This window comes from uncultured Phenylobacterium sp. (genome assembly GCF_902826855.1).
Taxonomy (GTDB): Bacteria; Pseudomonadota; Alphaproteobacteria; order Caulobacterales; family Caulobacteraceae; genus Phenylobacterium.
In genome coordinates this window covers 1-23,411 of record NZ_CADEGK010000052.1, presented here as the reverse complement: position 1 = coordinate 23,411, position 23,411 = coordinate 1, and the positions used below count along the sequence as shown (strand labels likewise).

Annotated in this window: 19 protein-coding genes and 1 tRNA gene; 12 read left to right on the top strand and 8 right to left on the bottom strand. The window is 67.5% G+C overall.

Annotation, left to right across the window (positions count from 1 at the left end):
- Positions 1 to 1,946 (bottom strand): TonB-dependent receptor (locus QZV94_RS09475; RefSeq protein WP_293677575.1); only part of this gene is annotated, 1,946 nt, incomplete at its 3' end.
- 57 nt (positions 1,947 to 2,003) lie between these two features.
- Entirely contained in the window at positions 2,004 to 2,369 is a 366-nt protein-coding gene (locus QZV94_RS09470; RefSeq protein ID WP_293677574.1) for a DUF2946 family protein, read from the bottom strand.
- Between the two features lie 113 nt (positions 2,370 to 2,482).
- On the opposite strand from QZV94_RS09470, the gene QZV94_RS09465 reads away from it, so the two are divergent.
- The 6 genes from QZV94_RS09465 (at position 2,483) to QZV94_RS09440 (ending at position 14,030) form a co-directional block, all read left to right on the top strand.
- Complete coding sequence (locus QZV94_RS09465; protein ID WP_293677576.1) at positions 2,483 to 4,261, top strand: cation:proton antiporter; 1,779 nt, start codon at positions 2,483 to 2,485, stop codon at positions 4,259 to 4,261.
- 527 nt (positions 4,262 to 4,788) lie between these two features.
- The gene (locus tag QZV94_RS09460; protein ID WP_293677573.1) at positions 4,789 to 5,985 is read left to right on the top strand and encodes an OmpA family protein; all 1,197 of its coding nucleotides are present in this window, start codon (positions 4,789 to 4,791) and stop codon (positions 5,983 to 5,985) included.
- A 167-nt stretch (positions 5,986 to 6,152) separates the two neighbouring features.
- Entirely contained in the window at positions 6,153 to 9,248 is a 3,096-nt protein-coding gene (putA, locus tag QZV94_RS09455) for a bifunctional proline dehydrogenase/L-glutamate gamma-semialdehyde dehydrogenase PutA (protein ID WP_293677572.1), read from the top strand.
- Between the two features lie 93 nt (positions 9,249 to 9,341).
- Complete coding sequence (locus QZV94_RS09450; RefSeq protein ID WP_293677571.1) at positions 9,342 to 11,123, top strand: SLC13 family permease; 1,782 nt, start codon at positions 9,342 to 9,344, stop codon at positions 11,121 to 11,123.
- Between the two features lie 224 nt (positions 11,124 to 11,347).
- Entirely contained in the window at positions 11,348 to 13,198 is a 1,851-nt protein-coding gene (locus tag QZV94_RS09445) for a ribonucleoside-diphosphate reductase subunit alpha (protein ID WP_293677570.1), read from the top strand.
- Between the two features lie 127 nt (positions 13,199 to 13,325).
- Positions 13,326 to 14,030, top strand: coding sequence for a lipid A-modifier LpxR family protein (locus tag QZV94_RS09440; protein WP_293677569.1), 705 nt, complete (start codon positions 13,326 to 13,328; stop codon positions 14,028 to 14,030).
- Here the strand turns inward: QZV94_RS09440 and QZV94_RS09435 are convergent.
- Positions 14,027 to 14,665 carry a glutathione S-transferase family protein gene (locus QZV94_RS09435; protein ID WP_293677568.1) on the bottom strand — a complete coding sequence of 213 codons (639 nt, stop codon included), beginning with the start codon at positions 14,663 to 14,665 and terminating at the stop codon, positions 14,027 to 14,029. The two genes, QZV94_RS09440 and QZV94_RS09435, sit on opposite strands and share 4 nt — an antisense overlap.
- A gap of 147 nt (positions 14,666 to 14,812) precedes the next feature.
- Between QZV94_RS09435 and QZV94_RS09430 the strand changes: the two genes are divergently transcribed.
- From QZV94_RS09430 to QZV94_RS09415, 4 genes are all read left to right on the top strand, one after another.
- Positions 14,813 to 15,862 (top strand): ribonucleotide-diphosphate reductase subunit beta, encoded by a 1,050-nt coding sequence (locus tag QZV94_RS09430; protein WP_293677567.1) that lies wholly within the window; start codon positions 14,813 to 14,815, stop codon positions 15,860 to 15,862.
- Between the two features lie 64 nt (positions 15,863 to 15,926).
- A complete protein-coding gene (locus tag QZV94_RS09425) occupies positions 15,927 to 16,790 on the top strand; it encodes a hypothetical protein (RefSeq protein ID WP_293677566.1) in 864 nt (287 codons plus the stop codon).
- 363 nt (positions 16,791 to 17,153) lie between these two features.
- On the top strand, positions 17,154 to 17,693 hold the full coding sequence (locus tag QZV94_RS09420) for a hypothetical protein (protein ID WP_293677565.1): 540 nt from the start codon (positions 17,154 to 17,156) through the stop codon (positions 17,691 to 17,693).
- Between the two features lie 144 nt (positions 17,694 to 17,837).
- Positions 17,838 to 17,936 (top strand) — tRNA-Pro (locus QZV94_RS09415).
- Positions 17,937 to 18,005: 69 nt separating this feature from the next.
- On the opposite strand, the gene QZV94_RS25125 is transcribed toward QZV94_RS09415, so the two are convergent.
- Positions 18,006 to 18,194: a DUF6471 domain-containing protein gene (locus QZV94_RS25125; protein WP_367254292.1), complete on the bottom strand. Its 189-nt coding sequence runs from the start codon at positions 18,192 to 18,194 to the stop codon at positions 18,006 to 18,008.
- A gap of 92 nt (positions 18,195 to 18,286) precedes the next feature.
- A complete protein-coding gene (locus tag QZV94_RS09410; protein ID WP_293677564.1) occupies positions 18,287 to 19,051 on the bottom strand; it encodes a hypothetical protein in 765 nt (254 codons plus the stop codon).
- A 439-nt stretch (positions 19,052 to 19,490) separates the two neighbouring features.
- Here QZV94_RS09410 and QZV94_RS09405 point away from each other — a divergent pair, with 439 nt between their 5' ends.
- Positions 19,491 to 19,874 (top strand): hypothetical protein, encoded by a 384-nt coding sequence (locus QZV94_RS09405; protein ID WP_293677563.1) that lies wholly within the window; start codon positions 19,491 to 19,493, stop codon positions 19,872 to 19,874.
- A gap of 79 nt (positions 19,875 to 19,953) precedes the next feature.
- On the opposite strand, the gene QZV94_RS09400 is transcribed toward QZV94_RS09405, so the two are convergent.
- On the bottom strand, positions 19,954 to 20,775 hold the full coding sequence (locus QZV94_RS09400; protein ID WP_293677562.1) for a hypothetical protein: 822 nt from the start codon (positions 20,773 to 20,775) through the stop codon (positions 19,954 to 19,956).
- Positions 20,776 to 21,453: 678 nt separating this feature from the next.
- Between QZV94_RS09400 and QZV94_RS09395 the strand changes: the two genes are divergently transcribed.
- Positions 21,454 to 21,618, top strand: a complete 165-nt coding sequence (locus QZV94_RS09395) for a hypothetical protein (protein WP_293677561.1) — start codon at positions 21,454 to 21,456, stop codon at positions 21,616 to 21,618.
- Positions 21,619 to 22,066: 448 nt separating this feature from the next.
- Here the strand turns inward: QZV94_RS09395 and QZV94_RS09390 are convergent, their stop codons facing one another.
- Both QZV94_RS09390 and QZV94_RS09385 read right to left on the bottom strand, forming a co-directional pair.
- Complete coding sequence (locus QZV94_RS09390) at positions 22,067 to 22,243, bottom strand: hypothetical protein (RefSeq protein WP_293677560.1); 177 nt, start codon at positions 22,241 to 22,243, stop codon at positions 22,067 to 22,069.
- Positions 22,244 to 22,354: 111 nt separating this feature from the next.
- Complete coding sequence (locus QZV94_RS09385) at positions 22,355 to 23,269, bottom strand: oxygenase MpaB family protein (RefSeq protein ID WP_293677559.1); 915 nt, start codon at positions 23,267 to 23,269, stop codon at positions 22,355 to 22,357.
- Positions 23,270 to 23,411 lie beyond the last annotated feature (142 nt).

Sequence of the window (23,411 nt, the reverse complement as noted above, 5' to 3'; positions counted from 1 at the left end):
TCCTTGTCCGCCAGGTTGCGGATGTCGAGGAACAGCGAGATCCGATCGTTGACCGCGAAGCCGGCGTTCAGGTTGAAGACGGCGTACGACGACGCCTGGGTCGTGTTGCGGTAGTCGACCTGGATATTCGAGGCGGACCATTCCACCGACGGCGCGATGAACCACCCAGCGGGAGCGTCGTACCGAAGCTCCGCCCGGTAGAAGTGCTTCGGCACGATGGGCAGGCGATTGTCGCCGTACTGCGCGTCGCCGTCGAATTTGAAATCGGAGAATGTGTAGGTCTGGCGCAGGCGCAGGCCCTCGGTGAGGGTCCAGTCCAGCGCCGCCTCGACGCCCTGGTGGACCGTCCTATCGGCGTTGAAGGTGGACGCCGGGATGTTCGGTCCAACCGTGAACTGCAGCAGCTCCCGGTCCAGCCAGGCGCGGTAGACCGTCAAGTCCCAGATGAACGCGCCGCTCCGGCCCCGTGTGCCGAGCTCGGCGGTCCAGGCCCGCTGCGCCCGAACCGGCGCAAAGCCGATCCCGCTGGGTGACAGCGAGCTGTGGTTGGGCGGCTCGACGGACTTGGTGACGTTGGCGAACACCTGGGCGCCGGCGTCGCTTTCCCACAGCAGCCCGACGCGGGGCGCGATCCAGTCGTAGTCCTTGGACGCCGTCAGGTTGAAGGTCGCCGGCTGCCCCGGGATCGCAAAGCTCTTGAAGTCACGATCGGCCATGCCCCAGGTCGCTCCGGCCACCAGCGCCAGCCGGTCGGTCACGAAAAGGCGGCCCTCGCCGAAGACATCGGCGGCGTCGGCATTCTGTTGGGTGCGGGAGGTCGGGCCGCCACGAGCTCCGCGGACGTTCACATAGAAGTTGGAGTCCAGGTCGCCGGTGCGCAGCCAGGCCCCTGCGAAGGCGTCGGCGCGCTTTCCGCCGAGCTCGCCTTGCCAGTCCAGCCGGACGAACGCGGCGTAGTTGCGACTCTGCTGGTCGATGACCTGGAAGATCGGGTGATCCAGGTCCTTCCATACCGCATAGACGCCGGCCTCCAGGATCGCGGCCTCGTTCAGCCGCCAGCTGGTGCGCAGCGATCCGCGCAGGCCGCGCTGGTTGCGGCCCTGGTCGTTGGCGTAGTTCGCGGGCGCCGCCTGGCGCGGGTCGCTGCGGAACTGGGCCAGCGTAAGCGCGCCCGGGATTTCCTGGTTGAGGTTCCAGCCGTTCACGATCAGCCGGACCTCGCGGTCCTCGCCGAAGCTGCGGCCCACGTTGAGGACGCCGAACTGCAGGTTCTGCTGGCTCTGCGGCCGGTAGCCCTGCCCGGTCTGGTTGGTGGCGGCTGCGAACACGTCCCAGTCGCCGAGCGTCCGGGCCACGGCGGCGTGCTCGCGCAGCATGCCGTAGCTGCCGCCGTCGATGCGGACGAGGTTGTCATAGCCGGCATCGCGGCCCGTCGGCGTCACGACGTTGATCGCGCCCCCCAGCAGGGCGCCGCCGAAGCGCAAGGCGTTGCCGCCGCGATAGACCTCGGTGAAACGCGCGATCAGCGGATCGATCGACTGGCTGTCGCCATAGCCGTCCGCCTCGTTCAGCGGCAGCCCGTCCTGCGCGATCAGCAGGCCGCGGTTGTGATTGGCGTTGCCGATGCCGGAGCCGCGGATCGAGATGCGGATGTCGCCGCCCCACTTGCGCTGGGAGTAGACCCCTGGCGCATCGCGCAGCATGTCGTCGAGCGCGATGGCGAAGCGCTTGTCGTAGGACTCCGCAGAGATCACCGAAACCGCGCCCGGCGTCTCGGAGAGCCGCTTGCGCGCATCGCCGACAACCGGCGGGTCCTCCGGGTTGCGGGCGGCGGTGACGATCACCGAATCGACGACGACGGGCGGGCGGGATTCTTCGGCGGCGGCCTCGGCGGCTACGGCCAGGACCGAGGCGGCGAGCCACAGGGCCCGCTTGGAACAGTACATGATTGGGCTCCGAGCACGGATTGACGGGCGCGCTGGCTGGCGCGCCGGCGGCGTCGATCAGGCGTTGGAGGTCGGGGGTCCCTGGCCGGGCGGCCGGGGCGGCGCGCGGGCGGGGGGCGGCAGGTCACGGTCGTCCACCCCCGGCTCGGCGGCGCGGGCGTAGGCGATGGCGACGGCCGGCGCGAGGCTGACGGGCGGCGCGGCGGCGACAGGCGGACAGACGCAATGATCACAGGGTGCGGAGTCTGCGCCACCGGCCGGCGCGGTGTCGTCCAACGTGACCGACATCAGGCCGTGGCTGGTGCAGATCACCTGGTCGCCGGAGGAAGCGGGCGCGGCGCTGGCGATGGCCGGAATCAGGGCCTGCACCAGCAGGGCGAACACCGCCACCAAGGCGATCATCGCCCGGCGCTCGGCGCGCATTCCCGCGGCAGGTTGCACGGCTCGTCCCACGCTCGGCGTCCTAAACGGTTCGCGGGATTCCGCAAGTCGTCCGCATACGCCATAGTGGCCGGGCTCGAACATTCGGAGAGATGATGGAAGGCCACGTCGAACCCGGCGCTTACAAGGACGTGGTTCTGTTCCTATTGACTGCGGGGGTGGTGGTTCCGCTGTTTCGGCGGTGGCGCATCAGCCCCATTCTGGGGTTCCTGGGCGCCGGTGTGGTGCTGGGGCCCTACGGTCTGGGCGCCCTGGCTCAAGAGGTTCGCTGGCTCTCCGCCTTCACCATCGACAACCCCGACGAGGTGGCTCAGCTCGCCGAGTTCGGCGTGGTCTTCCTCCTGTTCATGATCGGCCTGGAGCTGTCGTGGGAGCGGTTGAAGAGCCTCCGGCGCTATGTTTTCGGCTTGGGCGGGCTGCAGGTCGCCGTGTGCCTCGGCGTGTCGGGCGGCGCCGCGTTCGCCTTCGGACAGCCGCCGCTGGCCGCGGTGGCCATCGGCGCGGCGCTGGCGCTGTCCTCCACGGCCATCGTCATGCCGATCCTCTCCGAGCAGAAGCGCCAGCACTCGCTGGCGGGACGTGCGACATTCTCGGTGCTGCTGTTCCAGGATCTCGCGGTGGCGCCGATCCTGGTGACGCTGACGCTGCTGCGGCCCCAGGCCGAAGGCGCGGTGGTGCTGAATCCGCTGCTCACCTTCCTGCCCGCCGTCTTGGGCATCGCCGCCCTGTTCGCCTTCGGGCGCCTGCTGCTGCGGCCGATGCTGCGCTCGGTGGCGAGGGCGAAGAGCGAGGAGCTGTTCGTCGCGGCCTGTCTTCTGGTCGTCATCGGCGCGGGCCTGGTCAGCGCGCTCACCGGACTTTCCATGGCGCTCGGCGCCTTCATCGCCGGCTTGCTGCTGGCCGAGACCGAGTTCCGCCACGAAGTCGAGGTCGTGATCGAGCCGTTCAAGGGCTTGCTGCTGGGCCTGTTCTTCGTCTCCGTGGGCATCGGCCTTAACGTGCCGCTGCTTCTGGAGCGGCCGCTGCTGATCGTGGGCTCCGCGGTGGGGTTGCTGGTCGCCAACAGCGCAGTGATCTTCCTGCTGGCGCGGAGCTTCCGCCTGAAGAGCCGAAGCGCCATCGAGGCGGCGCTGCTCCTCGCCGGGGCGGGAGAGTTCGCCTTCGTGATTCTGGGCCAGGCGATGTCGCAGGGGCACGTGGCGCGCGAGGTGGGCGAAACCGTCCTCGTGGCCGCGACCCTGTCGATGTTCTCGATTCCGTTGCTGGCCATGCTGGGCCTGCGGCTTGGCGGCCGTCGGGTTCAGCCGCTGGAGCTGCCTCCGGAGCCGGGCGACGCGGAAACCCAGCCGCGGGTGCTTGTGGTCGGCTACGGACGCGTCGGGCGATTGGTGGGCGACATGCTCTCGCGCCACGACATCCCCTGGGTGGCCGCCGACCGGGAGTCCAGGCTCGTCGACCAGGGCCGCCGGGCCGGCAAGTCGATCTACTTCGGCGACGCCTCGCGGGAGGATTTCCTGATGCGATGCGGCCTCGCTGACGCCCCGGCCCTGGTGGTGACCATGGACGATGCGGAGGGCGTCGAGGCGATCGTGGCGGTGGCCCGGGCGCTGCGCCCCACGCTGACCATCGTCGCCCGCGCCCGCGACGCCCGCCACGCCCACCGCCTCTACGAACTGGGCGCTACCGACGCGGTGCCGGAAACCATGGAGGCCAGCCTGCAGCTCTCGGAAGCGGTCCTGGTGGAGATCGGCGTGCCGATGGGCCTCGTCATCGCCTCAATCCACGAACGCCGCGACGAGTTTCGCGCCGCCCTCAACCGTCCGGAATCCCTCGGCGGCCGGGCCCGGCGCTTCCAGCGCGAACGTGGCGTCTGAATGGCGCCAAAAGTGCGGCGCAAAAATTTCGTCGTGCCGCATTCATCGGCCTGGAACTAAGCGTGGCTTTGATCGTTCGACAGCCATACGGGAACGATCCGCCTGAGCTCGGGGAGGCGCATGACATCTACACAAGCGCTCTCGAGCGGCCGCCACAGCGAATTCGACGTCGCGTGCGGGGGTTGCGGCGACGTCGCCACTTTACAAGCAACGCCAAGCGCTTCCGCCAGAAGTGGACAGCGCCGCGGCGCCCACCTCCGCAGGTTCGCGCTGGTGCAGTACATGAGATCGCAACCCTTTCGGGCCCAATCGGGCCCGTCAGGAGCGCACGTTTTGCTGGAATACGACCTCAAGGCCCGGCCGATCGCGCTGAGACCTCGGGTTCGCGTCCTGGCAGAGCTTGATCAACGCTGGCGAGATTACGACGCGAGTGTGTCTTCAAGACACTTTCGCAGCGTGTCTGCCTTGTTATAACCGCGTCCGGGTCAAACGGCCGCAGCACCTAGGGCAACAAGAGGGCTCTCACTATGAAGTTGAAACTCCTGGCCGGAGCCGCAATGGCCGCGGCGTGCGTCGCGACCGGCGCGGCTGCACAAGAAGGCTGGTACGGCGCCGTCGATCTCGGCTACCACTGGCCAACCGAATTCGACATGAAGTCGTCGAACAACGCGGCCAATGGCGCGCCCTACGCCTGGGAATTCAACCAGGAAGACGATTGGGCCGGGTTTGCTCGCCTCGGCTACCAGTTGAACCCCAACTGGCGCGTCGAGCTGGAAGTCGGTTACCGCAGCGGTGACATCGACTCCATTCGCGGCAACGCCCCGCAGTCGGTGATCGGCCTCTGCACCCCCGGTGTGATCCGTACCGCCGCATCGTCGGCCTGCGGCAAGCCCGACGGCGACGTCGAGGCCTGGACCGTGATGGGCAACGTGATCTTCGACATCCTGCCCGACTCCGCGATCAGCCCGTTCATCGGCGCCGGTATCGGCATCAACCACCTCAAGGTCGATGCGACCGGCCAGTTCTCGAATGTCACGGGCGCCATTACCGCGGCTAACCCGGCCATCCAGAACCTGGTGATCGACGACGACGACACGGTGCTGGCGTATCAGGTTCTCGCCGGTCTGGCCTGGAAGGCCACGGACCAGCTGCGCGTCGACCTGACGTACCGCTACCTCGGCGGCTCGGACGTGGATATCGACTCGGCCGGCTCCGGCGCTCTGCAACCGGGCGTGTTCAGCGGCGAGTACAAGGACCAGTCGGTCACACTGGGCCTGCGCTACGTTTTCGCGGCTCCTCCGCCTCCGCCGCCGCCGCCCCCGCCCCCGCCCCCGCCGCCCCCGCCTGAGCCGGCGCCCCCGCCGCCTCCGCCGCCGGCCGCGGCCTACGAGGCCAGGCAGTTCATCGTCTACTTCCCGTTCGATCAGTACGTGATCACGCCGGAAGCGCAGGCCGTGATCAGCGACGCGGCCAACTACGCCAAGTCCGGCAACGCCACCCGCGTGGTGGTGGTGGGCCACGCCGACACCTCCGGTTCGTTGGCCTATAACGTCCGCCTGTCTGAGCGCCGTGCGAAGGCCGTGGCCGACGCCCTGGTCGGCTCGGGCATCGACTCGACCAACCTGTCGGTCGACTGGAAGGGCGAGACCATGCCTGCGGTCGCCACCGGCGACGGCGTCAAGGAACCGCTGAACCGCCGCTCGACGATCGACATCAACTTCTGATCTCGATCCTGAACGGCAATGAGTTCGAAGCCCGGCCGAAAGGCCGGGCTTCTTCTTTGAGGGGCCAGGCGCCGCGTTATCTCCCTCCCCTTTCAGGCAGGGACACGGCGCCGAGCTTGCCTTTGCGGCAAGGAACCACCATTCACCGCCCAACCTGAGGCGCGAGCATGGTCTTCGAGCACCTGGACCGGTCAAAGTTTGCAGACGAACGCCAGGCGCTCGCCGCCGCCCTGGCCGCCAAGCCGCTGAGCCAGCAGGACCGTGAGGCTGTCCGCACCGAGGCCGAGGCCCTGGTGCGCGCCGCCCGCGCCAACGCCAGGCGCCAGGGCGTGGTCGAGAGCTTCCTGCAGGAGTTCAGCCTCTCCACCCGCGAAGGCCTGGCGCTGATGTGCCTGGCCGAGGCGCTGCTGCGCACGCCCGACGAGGAGACCCGCGACCGCCTGATCGCCGAGAAGATCGCCTCGGCCGACTGGGCCAGCCACGCCGGACGCTCCGACTCCATCCTCGTCAACGCCTCGACCTGGAGTCTGATGCTCACCGGCAGGCTGATCGACCCGGACGATGATGCCCGCGCCGACCTGCCGGGGTTCATAAGGCGCCTGGCGGGGCGGCTGGGCGAGCCGGTGATCCGCCGCGCGGTGAGCGCCGCCGTGCGCATCATGGGTGAGCAGTTCGTCCTGGGCGCGACCATCGACAGGGCCATCCGCCGCGCCGCCGCCGACGGCTTCACCTGTTCCTTCGATATGCTGGGCGAGGGCGCCCGCACCGATACCGATGCGGACCGCTATGAGGCGGCTTACGGCGAGGCGATCCGCGCGGTGGCCGGGCAGTCCAAGGGGCATGGTCCCGAGCGCGGTCACGGGATCTCGGTGAAGCTGTCGGCGCTGTCGCCGCGCTACGAAGCGCGGCTGCAGGAGCGGGTGTTCTCGGACCTCTATCCGCGGATCGTGCGCTTGGCGACGATGGCCGCTGCCGGCGACATCAACCTCACCCTGGACGCCGAGGAAGCGGATCGCCTGGTGATCTCCCTGGATCTGCTGGACCGGTTGGCCCGCGAGCCCCGCTTAGGCGGCTGGCGCGGCCTCGGCCTCGCCGTGCAGGCCTACCAGAAGCGCGGCCCGCAAACGGTCGAGGCGGCGGCCGCGATCGCGCGGTCCAGCGGACGACGGCTCATGGTTCGGCTGGTCAAGGGCGCTTACTGGGACTCGGAGATCAAGCGCGCCCAGGTGGCGGGCCTCGCGGGTTACCCCGTCTACACCACCAAGGCCGCCACCGACGTCTCCTACCTGGTCTGCGCCCGCGCGCTGCTGAGCGCCACACCGCACCTTTACGGCCAGTTCGCCACCCACAACGCCCACAGCCTGGCGGCTGTGCGCCTGATGGCCAACCAGATGGGCCTGTCGCCCGAGTTCCAGCGCCTCCACGGGATGGGCGAGGCGCTCTACGGTGCGGCCGCAGAGCGCTATGGCGAGTTCCCGCTGCGGGTCTACGCCCCGGTCGGCAGCCACGAGGACCTGCTGCCCTACCTGGTGCGCCGCCTGCTGGAGAACGGGGCCAACACCTCCTTCGTCCATGCCCTGCTCGACGAGAAGACCCCCATCGGCAGGGTGGTGGTCGATCCGATGAGCGCGGTGGAGGCGGCCGGCGCCGGGCCACATCCCCGTATCCCGCTGCCCCGCGACATCTACGGGCCGAGCCGGAAGAATTCGCAAGGGGTCGACCTCTCGATCTCCGAGGAACGGGAGGCGCTGTCCGCGGCCATCGGGCGATTGGATGCCGAGCCCCTGGAAGGGGGGAATATCCTCGGTGGCCGGCTGCATAGGGACGGCGCTGGCCAGCCGGCCGTCTCACCGGCCGATCTCACGCGTGTCATCGGAAGGGTCTGGACCACGCCCCCTGCCGACATCGACGCCGCCTTCGCCGCCGCCAAGGCCGCACAGCCGGACTGGGACGACCGCGGCGGCGAGGGCCGCGCCAGGGTGCTCCGCGCCATGGGCGACGCGTTGGAAGCCGCCCGGGACCGTCTGGTCGCCATTTGCGTGCGCGAGGCCGGCAAGACCCTGGCCGACGCGGTGGCGGAGGTGCGCGAGGCCGCCGACTTCTGCCGCTACTACGCCCACCTGGCCGAGCGCCAGTTCGCCGGCGCCGAGACCCTACGCGGCCCGGTCGGCGAGACCAACCAGCTCACGCTGCATGGGCGGGGCGTCTTCGTCTGCATCAGCCCGTGGAACTTCCCGCTGGCCATCTTCACCGGACAGATCGCCGCCGCGCTGGCGGCCGGCAACGGGGTGCTGGCCAAGCCGGCCGAGCAGACCCCGATCGTCGCGGCCGAGGCCGTGAAGCTGTTCCACTCGGCCGGCGTCCCCCCCGAGCTGCTGCACCTGCTCCCCGGCGACGGCGCCACGGTCGGCCAGGCCCTCGTCGCCCATCCAGGGTGCGACGGAGTCGCCTTCACCGGCGGCACGGAGACCGCCTGGGCGATCAACCGCACCCTGGCGGCGCGCCATGGGCCCATCGTACCGTTCATCGCCGAGACCGGCGGGCTGAACGCGATGTTCGTCGACACGACGGCGCTGCGCGAACAGGTGATCGACGATGTCCTGATCTCCGGGTTCGGCTCGGCCGGCCAGCGCTGCTCGGCGCTGCGTATCCTGTTCGTCCCCCACGACACGGCTGACCTGCTGATCGACGGGCTGCGCGGCGCCATGCGGACGCTGATGGTGGGTGACCCCGCCGACCCGCGCACCGATATCGGCCCGGTGATCGACGAGGACGCCAGGCGCGCGCTTGAGCGCCACGTCCAGCGGCTGGTCGACGAGGCCAGGGTGCTGGAGCGCCTTGAGGTTCCAGCCAGGGGCCACTTCTTCGCGCCCACCCTGGCCGAGATCCCGAGCGCCGCCTTCCTCGATCGCGAGGTGTTCGGTCCCATCCTGCACGTCGTGCGCTATGACCCGGCCAAGCTAGCCGAAGCCGCAGCGCCCCTGGTCCAGGCCCGCTACGGCCTGACCTTGGGCGTCCATAGCCGCATCGAGGCCTTCGCCGAGGACGTCATGCGCGCGGTTCCGGCCGGCAACGCCTACGTCAACCGCTCGATGATCGGTGCGGTGGTCGGCGTGCAGCCCTTCGGCGGCGAAGGCCTCTCCGGCACCGGACCCAAGGCCGGCGGCCCGCACGCCCTGCTGCGCTACGCCGTTGAACGCGCCGTGAGCGTCAACATCGCCGCCCAGGGGGGCGACCCGGCGCTGCTGAACCTGGACGCCTGACAAGTCCTCCGGGAACGTCTGTCCGGCCGGCCGGCCGCAGCCGAAACGGCCCGGCTTGCGTTGTACGACCGGAGACAGGTCGAGGGACAAGCATTGACACCGCAGCAGGCCCTGGCCTTCGGGCTGATGGGCGTCACCATCGCCGCCTTCATCTGGGGCCGGTGGCGCTATGACGTCATCGCCGTCCTGGCGCTGCTGGCCGGTGTGACCCTGAACATCGTCCCGGCCAAACAAGCCTTCGACGGCTTCAAGAACGACATCACCGTCATCATCGCCTGCGCCCTGGTGGTCAGCGCCGCCTTCGCCAAGTCGGGGATCGTGGAGATCGTGCTTCGCCCGCTGATCCCGCACCTGAAGAGCGCCACCTCCCAGGTGATGCTGTTTGCCGGCGCGGTGACCGTGCTCTCGATGGTCACCAAGAACGTCGGCGCGCTGGCGATCATGATGCCCATCGCGCTCGCCGTAGCGAAGCGCACCGGGACATCGCCCTCGCGCCTCCTGATGCCCATGTCCTTCGGTGCGCTTCTGGGCGGCACGGTCACCCTGGTCGGGACATCGCCCAACATCATCGTTTCCCAGGTCCGCCAGGACATCCTGGGCAAACCCTTCGAGATGTACGACTACGCGCCGGTGGGGCTGGGGGTGACGGCCGTTGGCCTGGTCTTCCTGGTTTTCGCCTATCGGCTGCTGCCGGCCTCGCGCACGACGCCCGAGACCATGGACGCAGCGCTCGCCGCCAATCCCTACGTCACCGAGGCGCAGGTGCCCGACGACTGGGACCCGGCGCGCATGACGGTCAGCAAGCTCGGCAAACTCGCCCATGGCGAGGTCTCGGTGCTGGCGCTGCTGCGCAACGGCAAGCGGCAATCGTCCCCGCATGCGAATACCAGACTGCGCCCCGGCGACACCCTGCTGCTCGAAGGCGACCACCAGGCGCTCGACGACCTGATTGCACGGCTGAAGCTGAAGCTCACCCGGGCAGATCGCCCGATCGCCATGGAGGAACCGACCGAGGAGGTCCGCCTGGTCGAGGCCGTCGTTGGCCCCGCCTCGCTGCTGATCGGCCGCTCAGCGCGCCAGGAGGACCTGCATTCGACGCACGGCGTGAAACTGCTGGCGGTCAGCCGCAGCGGCTACCGCGTCGCCAACCCCCTGCGCACGCTCAAGCTTCGAGCCGGCGATGTCCTGGTTCTTCAAGGAGCCGAGCGCTCGCTGCCCGGCGCGTTGAAGACCCTCGGTGTTATGCCGCTGGCCGAACGGGACGTGCGGCTCGGCAGCTTTCGCCACGCCTTGGCGCCTGCCGTCATTCTGGCCGTGGCGATGGTGCTCGTCGCCGTAAAGGTCGCCCCTGTGGCGATCGCCTTCTTCGGCGCAGCGGTGCTGATGGTGGTGATCGGGTCTATTCGTATGCGGGAGGCCTACAGCGCGTTAGATGGCCCTCTGTTGGTGCTGATCGCAGCGCTGATCCCGGTCAGTGACGCGATCCGCTCCACCGGAGGGGCGGACCTGATCGCCCAGACCCTGGCCGATGTATTCCAGGGCCAGCCGCCCATATTGGCCCTCGCCGCGGTGATGGCCGTTGCGATGGCGGCCACGCCCTTCCTAAACAACGCCGCGACCGTGCTGATCGTGGCGCCGATCGGGGCGAGTCTCGCGACCCTGCTCGGCCTGCGGCCCGACCCGTTCCTGATGGCCGTGGCCATGGGCGCGGCCTGCGACTTCCTCACCCCCATCGGCCACCAGTGCAATACCCTGGTCATGGCGCCGGGCGGCTACCGCTTCATCGACTACCCTCGGCTCGGCGCGCCGCTCACGCTCATCGTGCTCGTCGTTGGAACGACGCTCATCGCGATGGTTTGGCCCTTGAGGGGGTAGGTGTTCACAGTGTCGTGAATCGGCCCGTCGTTAATCTGCCGGCTCCGAGAGCGGCGGGGTGCGCGTTAGGGTCTTGTTAGCGAAAAAGTCTGTGTGCGGGGTCGCCGCCTCATTGACGAGTCACGGCGACCAGTGCCCCATATGTGGAGTGGTTCGGGGGTTGGACCACTACATGTAGAGAGACGAGGGCGGATACGCCTTCTTCGGGGGCTTAGGTGGGATAGATGAGCGAAGCGGCGAAAGTTGGGATTGCCGAAGTTTCTGAGCGGGTTGCACAGGCGCGGCCACAGCTGCAGCTGGTCCGAAAGGTCGAGGTCGACCGCTCGCGCGACGCGCTGCTGACCGACTTCGGCAAGACCACGCTGGAGGATCGCTACCTGCTCCCGGGCGAAAGCTACCAGGACATGTTCGCCCGCGTCGCCACGGCCTATGCCGACGACGCCGATCATGCGCAGCGGGTCTACGACTACATCTCGCAACTGTGGTTCATGCCCTCGACGCCGGTGCTCTCGAACGGCGGGGCCGGGCGCGGCCTGCCGATCTCCTGCTTCCTGAACGCGGTGCCGGACAGCCTCGAAGGCATCCAGGGCGTCTGGAACGAGAACGTCCACTTGGCCTCGAACGGCGGCGGTATCGGCACCTACTGGGGCGGCGTCCGCTCCATCGGCGAGAAGGTGAAGGGCGCCGGCCAGACCAGCGGCATCATCCCCTTCATCCGGGTGATGGATTCGCTGACGCTGGCGATCAGCCAGGGGTCGCTGCGCCGCGGTTCGGCCGCGGTGTACCTCGACATCCACCATCCGGAGATCGAGGAGTTCCTTGAGATCCGAAAGCCGTCGGGCGACTTCAACCGCAAGTCGCTGAACCTGCACCACGGCATCTCGATCACCGACGAGTTCATGGAAGCCGTCCGCGACGGCGCCATGTTCGGCCTGCGCTCGCCCAAGGACAACGCGGTCGTCCGAGAGGTCGACGCGCGATCGCTCTGGCAAAAGATCCTGGAGATCCGCCTGCAGACGGGCGAGCCCTACCTTATCTTCTCCGACACCGTGAACCGGATGATGCCGCAGCATCAGCGGGAGCTGGGCCTCAGCGTGCGCCAGTCGAACCTGTGCTCCGAGATCATGCTGCACACCGGCAAGGACCATCAGGGGGTGGAGCGCACCGCCGTCTGCTGCCTCTCCTCGGTCAACGCCGAGACCTTCCTGGAGTGGCGCGACCACCCGACCTTCATCGAGGACGTCATGCGCTTCCTCGACAACGTCCTGGAGGACTTCATCACCCGCGCGCCGCCGGAGATGAAGAACGCCGTCTACGCCGCCAAGCGCGAGCGCTCGGTGGGCCTGGGCCTGATGGGCTTCCATTCGTTCCTGCAGAGCCAGAACGTGCCGTTCGAGAGCGCCATGGCCAAGTCGTGGAACATGCGCCTGTTCAAGACCCTGCGCCGCCAGTGCGACGCGGCGTCCCGCAAGCTGGCCGCCGAGCGTGGCCCCTGCCCCGACGCCGCCGAGCGCGGGATCATGGAGCGGTTCTCCCACAAGCTGGCCATCGCGCCGACCGCCTCGATCTCGATCATCTGCGGCGGCGCCAGCGCCGGCATCGAGCCGATCCCGGCCAACATCTACAGCCACAAGACGCTGAGCGGCACCTTCGCGGTCAAGAACCCCTTCCTGGCCAAGGTGCTGGACGCCGCCGGCCAGAACACCGCGGCCACGTGGGACTCGATCCTGCAGAACGAGGGCTCGGTGCAGCACCTCGACTTCCTGAGCCAGGACGACAAGGACGTCTTCAAGACCGCGTTCGAGATCGACCAGCGGTGGGTCGTCGAGCTGGCGGCGGACCGGACGCCGGACATCTGCCAGAGCCAGTCGGTCAACATCTTCCTGGCCGGCGACGTCGATAAGTGGGACCTGCACATGCTCCACTGGACGGCCTGGGAGCGGGGGTGCAAGTCGTTGTACTACCTGCGGTCGAAGTCCGTGCAGCGGGCGAGCCACGCGGGCGAAGAGGCCCTGGCGGCGGTGGTCCATGGCGAGGGCAAGACCGACTACGAAGAATGCCTGGCCTGCCAGTAAGGGGGGCCTGCCAGTAGGGTAGCGGCCGGCTGCGTCAGAAACGGTCGCAGCGTTAACGGCGCTGCAATCCGCGCGGGGTCTGATGGCGCCAGCGGTCCCGCGGGACCCTCGGCAACAGGAGACACTCATGCGTTGGGCGGCCTTGTTCGCCGTTACGCTGAGCTGCGCGGGCCCCGCCGCCGCGCAGACGCCCGCTCCTGACCTCACCGCCGCGCTCAGCCTGAAAGCGGCCGCCTTCGCCCCCGCCCCCGCCCGCGACCTCGAGCTGCGGGTCACCTACGCGGAGGTCCTGCGCGCGCCGCTCTATGCGCCGGGCGCCCTGGACCGCGCCCCGCTGGACGTCACCCTGATCCGGACCTGGCCCAGGGCGGTCAGCTTCGCCTCCGAGCATTTCGAGTTCGACATCGCCCCGCACGCCGGCTTCGGCGTCGGCGCGCGCGGGGGGAAAGCCGAGGGCGGCGCGACCCTCATCGTCGGGAAGCGGCCGCGCGGCGAGCAGGCCATGGCCCGCCTGCGCGAGATGGGCGTGGCCGACGGCGCCAGCTACGGCGACGCCGGGCGGTTCTACGTCTTCGCCGCCGCCAGCGGCCAGGCCATCGGCCTGAACATGATGCGCGGCGCGGAGGGCTGGGGCCGCGCCGGCTGGTCCACCGACGCGACCGGCGCCCTGGTCGGCGACGCCCAGGTCGGCGTCGGCTGGCGCAAGGGCGACGTCCAGTCCTCGTTCGGCGTCATCCACCGTGAGGTGAAGGGCCGCCACATGGTGTTCGGCCAGACCACCCGCGACGACACCCTGGCGGCGTTCACCTTCTCGATCCAGCCGGGGCGCTAGAGCCGGTCCCAGCCGGGCTCGAACGGGTAGCGCTCGGCCCACAGTGCGGCCAGGCGGGGGTCGGCGTCGACGCGGCGGACCACCTCGCCCAGGCGTGGGGCGACCTCGTAGAAGCGCCGGCGCCGGGGCTGGAAGCGGGAGACCACGGTCACGTAGAGGTCGAGCACGGTCAGCTCGTCGCCCAGGATGTAGCGGCGGGGCGCCGCCTCGCGCTCCATGATCCCCCAGCATTCGGAGATCCGCGCCAGGGTGCGGGCCACCAGCGCCGGCTGGGCGGCCGGGTCGGGGACCAGGCGGGACGGGTCGTCCTTCACCCAGTAGAGCGAATAGATCGCCGCCGAGACATAGGCCATCCAGCGCAGGAAGGCCGGCCGCCGCGGATCGTCCGGCCCCGGCGCGAAGCCCGGGTGCAGCTCGCCGAGCCGCAGCAGGATCGCGGCGCTCTCGGTCATGACTTCTCCGCCGGGCAGGACCAGCGCCGGCACCTGGCGCAGCGGGTTGGCGGCCAGCACCCGGTCGCCGCCGGCCACGTCGTCCGGCTCGGAGGTGGGGGCCTCGACGACCTCGTAGCGCTGGCCCATCAGGGTCAGGGCGGCCTCGACGGCGACCCCGCCGGAACCGGCGTCGGAATACAAGATGTAGTGGCTATCCACAGATCGATCCCCACATATAGGACAATTGACCACAGGCCGGTGAAACTTCCCGCTGCGCGGGGCGGCTGGCAAGGTTACCCTTCACTTAACGGGAAGCGCCGGCTTCCTGATTCGTCCGGGACCGTACGCATGACCACGTCCAAGCTCGTCACCCTGCCGGGTCTCATGACCCCCAGCCACGCCTACAAGCCGTTCCGCTATCCGTGGGCCTACGACTTCTGGAAGAAGCAGCAGCAGGTCCACTGGATGCCCGAGGAGATCCCGCTGGGCGAGGACCTGAAGGACTGGGCGACCAACCTGAACGACCGCGAGCGCAACCTGCTCACCCAGATCTTCCGGTTCTTCACCCAGTCGGACGTCGAGGTGAACGACAACTACATGGAGCGCTACGCCCGCGTCTTCAAACCCACCGAGATCAAGATGATGCTGGCCTCGTTCTCCAACATGGAGACGATCCACATCGCCGCCTACGCCCTGCTGCTCGAGACGATCGGCATGCCGGACGCGGAGTTCACCGCCTTCCTGGAATTCCAGGCGATGCGCGACAAGCACGACTACATGCAGAAGTTCGGGGTCGAGACCCCCGCCGACATCGCCCGCACGCTGGCCATGTTCGGCGGCTTCACCGAGGGGCTGCAGCTGTTCGCCAGCTTCGCCATGCTGATGAACTTCCCGCGCCACAACAAGATGAAGGGCATGGGCCAGATCGTGAGCTGGAGCGTGCGCGACGAGAGCCTGCACTGCGAGGGCATGATCAAGCTCTTCCACGCCTTCAACGCCGAGACCGGCGCGGTCACCAAGAGCGTCGGCGACGACATCGTCGACTGCTGCAAGACCGTGGTGGGCCTTGAGGACAAGTTCATCGACCTGGCCTTCGAGGCCGGCGAGGTCCAGGGCATGACGCCGGAAGACATCAAGAAATACATCCGCTTCATCGCCGATTGGCGGCTGCGGCAACTGGGGCTGCCGGAGGTGTACGGGGCGAAGGAGAACCCGCTGCCGTGGCTGCAGAGCATGCTGAGCGGCGTGGAGCACGCGAACTTCTTCGAGGCGCGGAGCACGGAGTACTCCAAGGCCGCCACGCGGGGGCAGTGGCATGGGGACAAGGGCGTGTGGGGGGAGTTTGATCGGATGCAGGCGAAGCGGGGGGCGGGTGAGGCGCTGATCGCGGGGGAGTGAGGGGGGTAGTGCCGAGACCCCAGCTTGCCTTTTCCATTATGTGTTGGATGCGCGAAGGGCTCCCATGCACAGCGACACTACTGACCTCGCCCTTGAGCTCAACGAACTGGTTGGAGTCCTACTGGCGGCACAGCCCACCAACAAACCGACGTGGCGAGTGATTAGCTCCGCTATCGGGTTGGACGCTAAAACCGAGGCCTACCAAGACTTCATTTCCGCGGTTCTGTCGCGCGTCGCCGGCCTGCACACGCTCGCAGGGAGCATCAGCGGTTCGCCGACCCTGGTTGAACGTGCTCAACGGGTTGTCGGGACCGCAGATCGCCTGACCCACATCTTTTTGTCCGAAGGGCAGAGCGCACCGTGGTCAGACAGCCACGGGCGACTCTCAGTCAGCGACACCACTCACCTGGCCAGCTTCAGTCCCCATGCACGAGCTGCCCGGCCCCTACGGCTAGTCGAAAAAAGCGAGAGAGATGCGTTAATCGCGGACGTCGACGCATCAATCGAGGAGATACAGCTCGCCACGTATGTTGACCCTTGGATTCGCGCGGCGTTGTCGCGGGAGGCCAAGCGACTAAGAACCGTGCTGTCTCACATCGAGTTCTTCGGGCATGAATTTGCAGTCGAACGCACGGCTGTCTTGGCGGCAAAAACAGCGGAGGTTTTCCAGTCGAGTTCGAGCGATGGTGCTCAACCGCTCCCAAAAACATACCGGCTGATCGCCACACTGGCAGCAGCATTTATAGTACCATTTGACGTTAGCGAGGCCTCGAAGACTTACCTGAAGTGGGGAGAGAGCTTTGCGGCCACTCTAACAAGTCACTTCGAGACGAGCTCGGGATTCCCTGATCCGCCAGTCTCCCCCACAGGGCCTGAATCGCTCGCGCTGCTGCCTTCCGCTATATCGGTGCGCCGCAAGAACAAGTGATCAATCTCTAACGCGTGCGATACGCCTCGCGGTGATTTTGCACACGTGCATGGGGCCGTAGTCGTTCATCTGCTGCCCGGACGAGAGCTGGAGTTCGGCTGTTACCTTGTGGGAAACAAGCAGGCGGGACTCTTTGGTCAGCGAGACCTGTGTTAGGTCGCAAAGACACCTAGCGGCAAAACGCCCCTTGAGGCCTATGAGTCACCGAGGCGGATACCCTCGACCTCGGCGAAATACCTTCCACAGGTTTCCCCTTTAGACTTAAGTTGGGGAAAAGGGGCTTTTGAGATTGCCCCGTTCGACCGGATCTTCTAGGACACTCATGACGCAGGAGTCCCGATTCGGGGGGCAGCAGGGGCGGTCATGAGCGCAGCACTTCAAGACCTAGACATTGACGATCTGCTAGCCGCCATCAAGGCCCGCGCGGACGTCGCCTTTGGTGAAGGGTACGAAGCGGGCTTTCAGGCGGGGCACGACGCGGCGGTCAAGATGTTCCAGCAGGCGGCCGCAACACTAGTGGCAACCATCAAGCTCCCGGACACCCCGAAGCTCGCCTATACATCGCCGCTTGGCGCCGTTGGTGCAGCAGCAGCCCAGGGAATGCGCGAAGCATTGGCGGGACGGTCCAAGGCTGAGGCCCGCGCGCCACGCGGGCTGGTGGCTGAGGCCATTAGAGAGGTGCTCACTGAGGCACCGGGCCTTCGAGTGATAGAGGTCGTAGAGCGCGTAGCCGCAAAGCATCCGGAGATTGCCGCCAAGAGCGTCGGAAACCAGATGCGTCGGGGGGAACGCGACGGCGTCTATGAGCGCATTGGCAAGTACAAATGGTACCTCAAGGGGCAAGCCCCGGGGGAATCATCGGAGCGGCCCCTATGGGACCGCCCCGACCCGATTGTTCTGTAGCTAGAGGAAGGAGGTGAGGCGAATGAAGCCGCCTTAGTACCAACTTCCGGGCCTAGGTGGGTCCGACCACCCGCCTAGGTTCGCAGCCCCGTAGGGGGACCATCATAGACCGGGAGGGTCGGGAAACCGATCCTCCCACCTGTGGCAGTAGTGGCGAAATTGGTAGACGCGCCGGGTTTGGAATCCGGTGGGGCCGCCCTGGAAAGCATAGTCCCCGTGTCGGTTCAAATCCGGCCTACTGCACTCTCTACGAATACAACATATTGATCGGGCAGTCAAAATCTGGCTGTTCGATCAGTATGTTGAGTCCGATCAATCGGTTACGCGGATGGTGTCACAGCCAATCGCGGCGAGGCATTGGACGAGGAACGCGGCTGTGAATCCTCCCCAGCTGATCGTGTTGGCGATGTTCCGCTCGGTGTCTGGCGACCCCATAGCGTTCAGCTTTTGGAATTCGGGGACAGGAATTCGGGGACAGGAGCACCATTCCCACGTGGACATGCGTCGTCCAACGAGAGCCGTCCATTGATCTCACGGGAGATGCGAGCCTGCCATGAGATCCATGGCGCAGAGCGTGCCGATGCACGTCTGCTTCAAGAGACGTGCCGGACGTGCGTTTCCCGGCGCCTAGCTCCAGCGACACTGCTGCGCAGCATCCACCCGGCGCACCCGAATCCCGCGACCATCAGCACCCAGGCGCTTGGCTCAGGTACTTCGGTGATAGTGGCCGCTGAGATGCTTGTCTGGACGTCGATGTAGTAGCCGGTGTCGACGTTCCGGAAGCCGAGGCTGATGATGCGGTCGTCGAATCCTGAGAACGGCGTGACCTCAGTGATCAGGTCCGACGTACGCGCCGTCCCGTCGAAATCAAAGGCGGATAGGTTGATGTGCTGTGACACTTGGCCCGTGCCCATATCGAAGGGAATGGCTTGGCCCACGGCTGCGAATGCCAGGAGTGAGGCGCTGAAACTGTCGACGGTCGGGAGCGAGGCCTCGACGGTGTGATCGTCCCACAGCTGCAGGGTCGAAAAGGCGCTGGCCGCGCGAAGGCGGTATCCATGCGCGATGCTTACATTCAGATCGCGGATCGGAACGCCGACATAGATGTTGATCGACGGGTCAGCGTCAAACAGCGAGTCCGGTAGCAGCCCATCCGTCTGGAACCGATAGTCGAGGTTGAATGCATCGCCCACCGCGACATCACCGCCCGGTGACCCGAGCGTGACCACGCCGTCTCTGACAGAGTTGATGGCCGATATAGCACCGGAAAAGCTGACCAGATATTCGGCCGCATGCGCGGAAGGCCCGAAGGCCAACAATGCTGCGCCCGCCCCGACAGCAAAGAGTCTTTTACGCATACTAGGCACCCCAAGTGAGAACCTAGAGCCCAATGGGAGGAGCTTCAATCCCGGCGCAACGCTCGACGGCGCGAAGCGGGGCTTCCCCCTAGCCGCAGCGTCGCGCGGCCGGTCGCGGTGGACGATCCAGTCGTTGTGAATTCGGGGACAGGAGTACCATTCCCCCGTGGACCTGCGTCGTCGGACGACAGCCGCCCATTGACCTCACGGGAGATGCGAGCCTGCCATGAGATCCATGGCGAAGAGCGTGCCGGCGCACGTCTTCGCACGGACGGGAGCTTCTGACGCAGCGCGGAGTCGCAAGGTCCGCTTCCCCGCGCTCCTCGATGACTGAAGCCGACCGAGGCAGTAAAAACACCGTGCGAGCCGGGCTCGATCCGTTGTGGACCTCCGCGCCAGGAAGCTAGTACCGCAAGGAACGCAAGGCGTCGGGGGGCGCATGAAGTACCAGGACCTTAAGATCAGAGATGCCGTCCGGGTGGGGGTGATCGGGACCGCTGGCATCTTGGTCGCGCTGGGAGGTCTGATATGGCCGGATGCGACCCGTGGCCTGGTCGAGCCGCTGCCGCTGTCCAGAAATGGCGACGAGTATATGACCTGGCTCATAGTCGCCTCGACGATGGGCGTGCTGTGCTGGATTGTCGTGGCGCAGTACTTACTCCGCTCGCCTGCTGACGATGCGCGAGTGGTTGCGAAGCTAAAGGCGCAGAACAAGCCGCTCCCGAAGAAGTTCGATCCAACACTATTGGACGCTGATGATCCCGAGTTCGGCACGCCCACCTGGCGATATGCGATTGCCCGGTGGAGGAGCGCCCGGCGCTAAGACGCCATGGTCGCCCTTCCATCATCGCTGACCTTCAGATGGTCGGGAATTCGGGGACAGGAACACCATTCCCCCGGGGTCACTCCGGCAGTGGGGCAAGGCTTTCCGAGCCCATCACACGGGGGCGCGAGGAGGTGCTGATCGACGTGCAAGTAAGCCGCTCCATCGGGCCGCGCTTCGACTGGAGGTCGGCCCGCCAAATGGCGCCCCATCGGGCGCTGCGCGTGACCAGGACCCTCACGATTCTGGACTCGCTCGCGATGGTCATGGTTTCGGCCAGGTCGGCGCAGCGTTCAACGACGGGGTCTGGGCCGCTCACCCGAACTTCGCTGGCTTCGGGCGTGGCCGGCGGGAAACGCAGGGCTGCGTCCGGCCCGGCAGTTGCCTTTTCCGGTCGAGGCGTGGCGACCGTTTCGAGACCGAGCGCGAGGGCGCGCTGATGCATCAGGTCGCGCAGGTCACGGGCCGCCTTCGCATTCGGTGTCCCTTCGACGAACCCCTGCGGGTTGCGGCGCTGCAAATCTTTGTGGCGGCGATTCAGGTCCGAATAGGTGGCGTCGGCGTACATCGTTGCAGCGTCTGCAAGCTGTCGTCGCCGGCTCGCCTTCACTTCGGCGATTGCGGTGCGATACGCGGCTTCACTCGGCCGGCGGCGACCCCGCCAGCCCGGGTCGTACGCTGGGCTGTAGGCGGGCGTCCAGCGGTCGAAGAGGTCGAAGAACCGGGCCCGTGAGGCGACCTGCCGAAGCACGTCGTCGTCACCAGGGCCGCCCGCCTGGAAATAGATGACGCCATAGAGGCCCATGGCGACATCACTGTCGGCCTTTGAAGCCGGGGGCAGCAGCCTGAGGTCCGGCATTGCCCGAACCTGGCCCGCCGTCAGAAGGAAATTGCCTTCCACCGGCCGCTTCGCCGCGTAGCAGACAAAGGCGCCGTACAGCAGGTCCGGCGCGTTGAGCTGCGGCGCATTCCCGACGTGGGCGTCGCAGTCCGCAGGGGTGGTCCTCTCGGGATCAACGGACTGCAGCCGGGACAGGAGCGCTTCCAGGCCCGGTTGCGCCGAGGCCGGCGCCGGGAGGCACAGGGCCGCTGCGACAATGATCGGGACGCGTGGACGCATCACACAGTGGAGCTGTGGTAGGGCGCTGGGTCAACCCAGGCGAGCTGCTCAGTCCCGTCGACGCCGCTCATGAATTCGGGAACAGGAGTACCATTCCCCCGTGGACCTGCGTCGTCGGACCACAGCCGTCCATTGATCTCATGGGAGATGCGAGCCTGCCGCTCAGGCCAAGTCCATGGCGCAGAGCGTGCCGGCGCACGTCTTCGCACTGCGTTCGCGTTAGACCTCCTCTCCCCCGAGCGTAGCGAAGAGAGGGAGAGGGTCGGGAGAGGTCGGGCTGGACCTGTCGGTAGAGCCTTTGATGACGCGGAGATTTTGCGGCGGGACCTGGGGCCTGGCTGGACGATCAGGCGCGGAGGCGGCGTTTCAGCCGAACGGGTCTGCGCTAACCCGGATATCTAGGCGACGCCGGGCTGCGTAAGAGCTTGCAGGCATCCAGCCTCGAACGGAGACGTGCACATGACCCAGCAAGCCGAAATCCAAACTCCCGCCGACGCGGAGCTCGTCGAACTGGCCACCTCTCAACTCGACACCGTGGTCGGTGGGCTAGCGAAGTTCGGAACGGGCACGTTGATCATGACCGCCACCAACCACTTCCAACCAGCCAGCCTGACGGCGAACTAGTCTGGCCTGCACGTAGGGCGCCCGCGCGAAGAACCGCCGTTCAGAGCGTGCCGGCGCACGTCTTCTCTTCTGAACAGATGGCAGCTTCTGCCTCAGCGCAAACGTCCCGAGGTGCGCCTGCAGCGCTCCGCCAATGTCTGGAACCGGCCGGGTGGCGACATCCGCAGGATCGCCCCCTCTCCCAGATGCGACGCATCGTGGGAGAGGTCGGGAGAGGGCGGCGCGGCGGGCCGTCATTGAAGGGCGTTGGACCCGGTCGCACAAGTCTCGGCAGCGGTCACGTGGACCTTGATACAACCGGAGCGCTTTGGCCGAAGGCCTGCGCCGCCCTCTCCCGGCCTCTCCCACGGCGCTGCGCGCCTGGGAGAGGAGCTGTCTATGCTCCGACCCGCTTCGCAACGTTCAGGTGCTTGGGGTGACGCAGTCCGTCGGACGGCCGGGGCCAGCCCTACCTCATCCCGAAATAGCCGAGGACGAGGAGGACGATGACGACGACGCCGACGATGTAGATGATGTTGCGGGGCAAGGCGGTGGCTCCTGGTTTGAGCCGGTAATGCCGCGCGGTCGTGCTTGTTCCAGGCCGCCGGGCGGCGGCTTCCGGGGAATTCGGGGACAGGAGCACCATTCCCCCGTGCACCTGCGTCGTCGGACGACAGCCGTCCATAGATCTCACGGGAGAGGCAGGCCAACTGGCTGCCACGAATGGAGAGGTCGCCGCGCCCCAAGCAGGTCAGGGTCAGGGTGACGTCGGCGGCGCCATTGCAAGCTCTGCCGCGCGTCGGCGGGCGCGGGCTTCGGCGCTGTTGGTGAGGGCCCAGCGCATGCCGTGGCCCAGCGCCCTGACCGCCGCGCGGGCGGTCGCTCGGCGGGGCGCCGACAGCCGGAAGCCGTGCAGCATGGCCGCCCAATCCGGCAGCAGATCCTTCGCCGCGTCGAAGGCGGCCGCCATAGCCGGCGCGGCGGCCATACTGGGCGCGGGCTGCGCGGCCAGGGCGGCGGCGACGGCCCGGGTGCGCTGGTCGTATCGGAGCTTGGGACGGGTGGCGCGAAGGTAGGCGGCGACCTCCGCGCGGGAGCTGGGCACGCCGGGCGCGCCGAGCCTCAGCGCGACCTCGGCGTATTCCCGGTAGTAGCGATCCTGCTCCGTCGGCGGGAAGCCCGGGTCGACGTAGCGGAGGTAGGCTGCAAGGAACGAACTGACCTCGGCGACGTGGACCCAGGTGAGCAGATCCACGTCGTTGGCGGAGTAGGGCACGCCCTCGGGGAGCTCGCCCGCGACCTGGTCGTGGATCCTGCGGACATGGTCGATCAGCGCCTGGGCCTCCGCGCGATCGCCATAGGTCGTGCCGGCGATGAAGCGCGCGGTGCGGCGCAGCCGCCCCAGCATGTCCGTGCGGAAATCGGAGTGGTCCCAGACGCCGGCCAACGCGCCGGGGTGGAGCATCTGCAGGTAGAGCGCCGCGATGCCCCCCACCATCATGCTCGTGAAATCGCCGTGCACCTTCCAGCAGGCGCTGTCGGGCCCGAAGAGGCCGGTGTCCTGGCGGTTGCGCTCGACGGTGTCATCACCGGTCCCGCCGACGAGCTTGCGGACCTGTTGCACGACGGCATGCCGCAGGCTGGGCGGGGCGAGGACATTCAGGGCCGGCATCGCCGCTCAACATAGGCCGTCCGACGGGGCGCGGAAGTGGCGCGAGCGCAACGGCGCTGGCGCGCCGTTACCGGGGAGGTAATCGCGCGGGGGTCGGGATCGCGGTCATGTGGCGGCGTCAGCCAAAGGAACCCCCCATGAC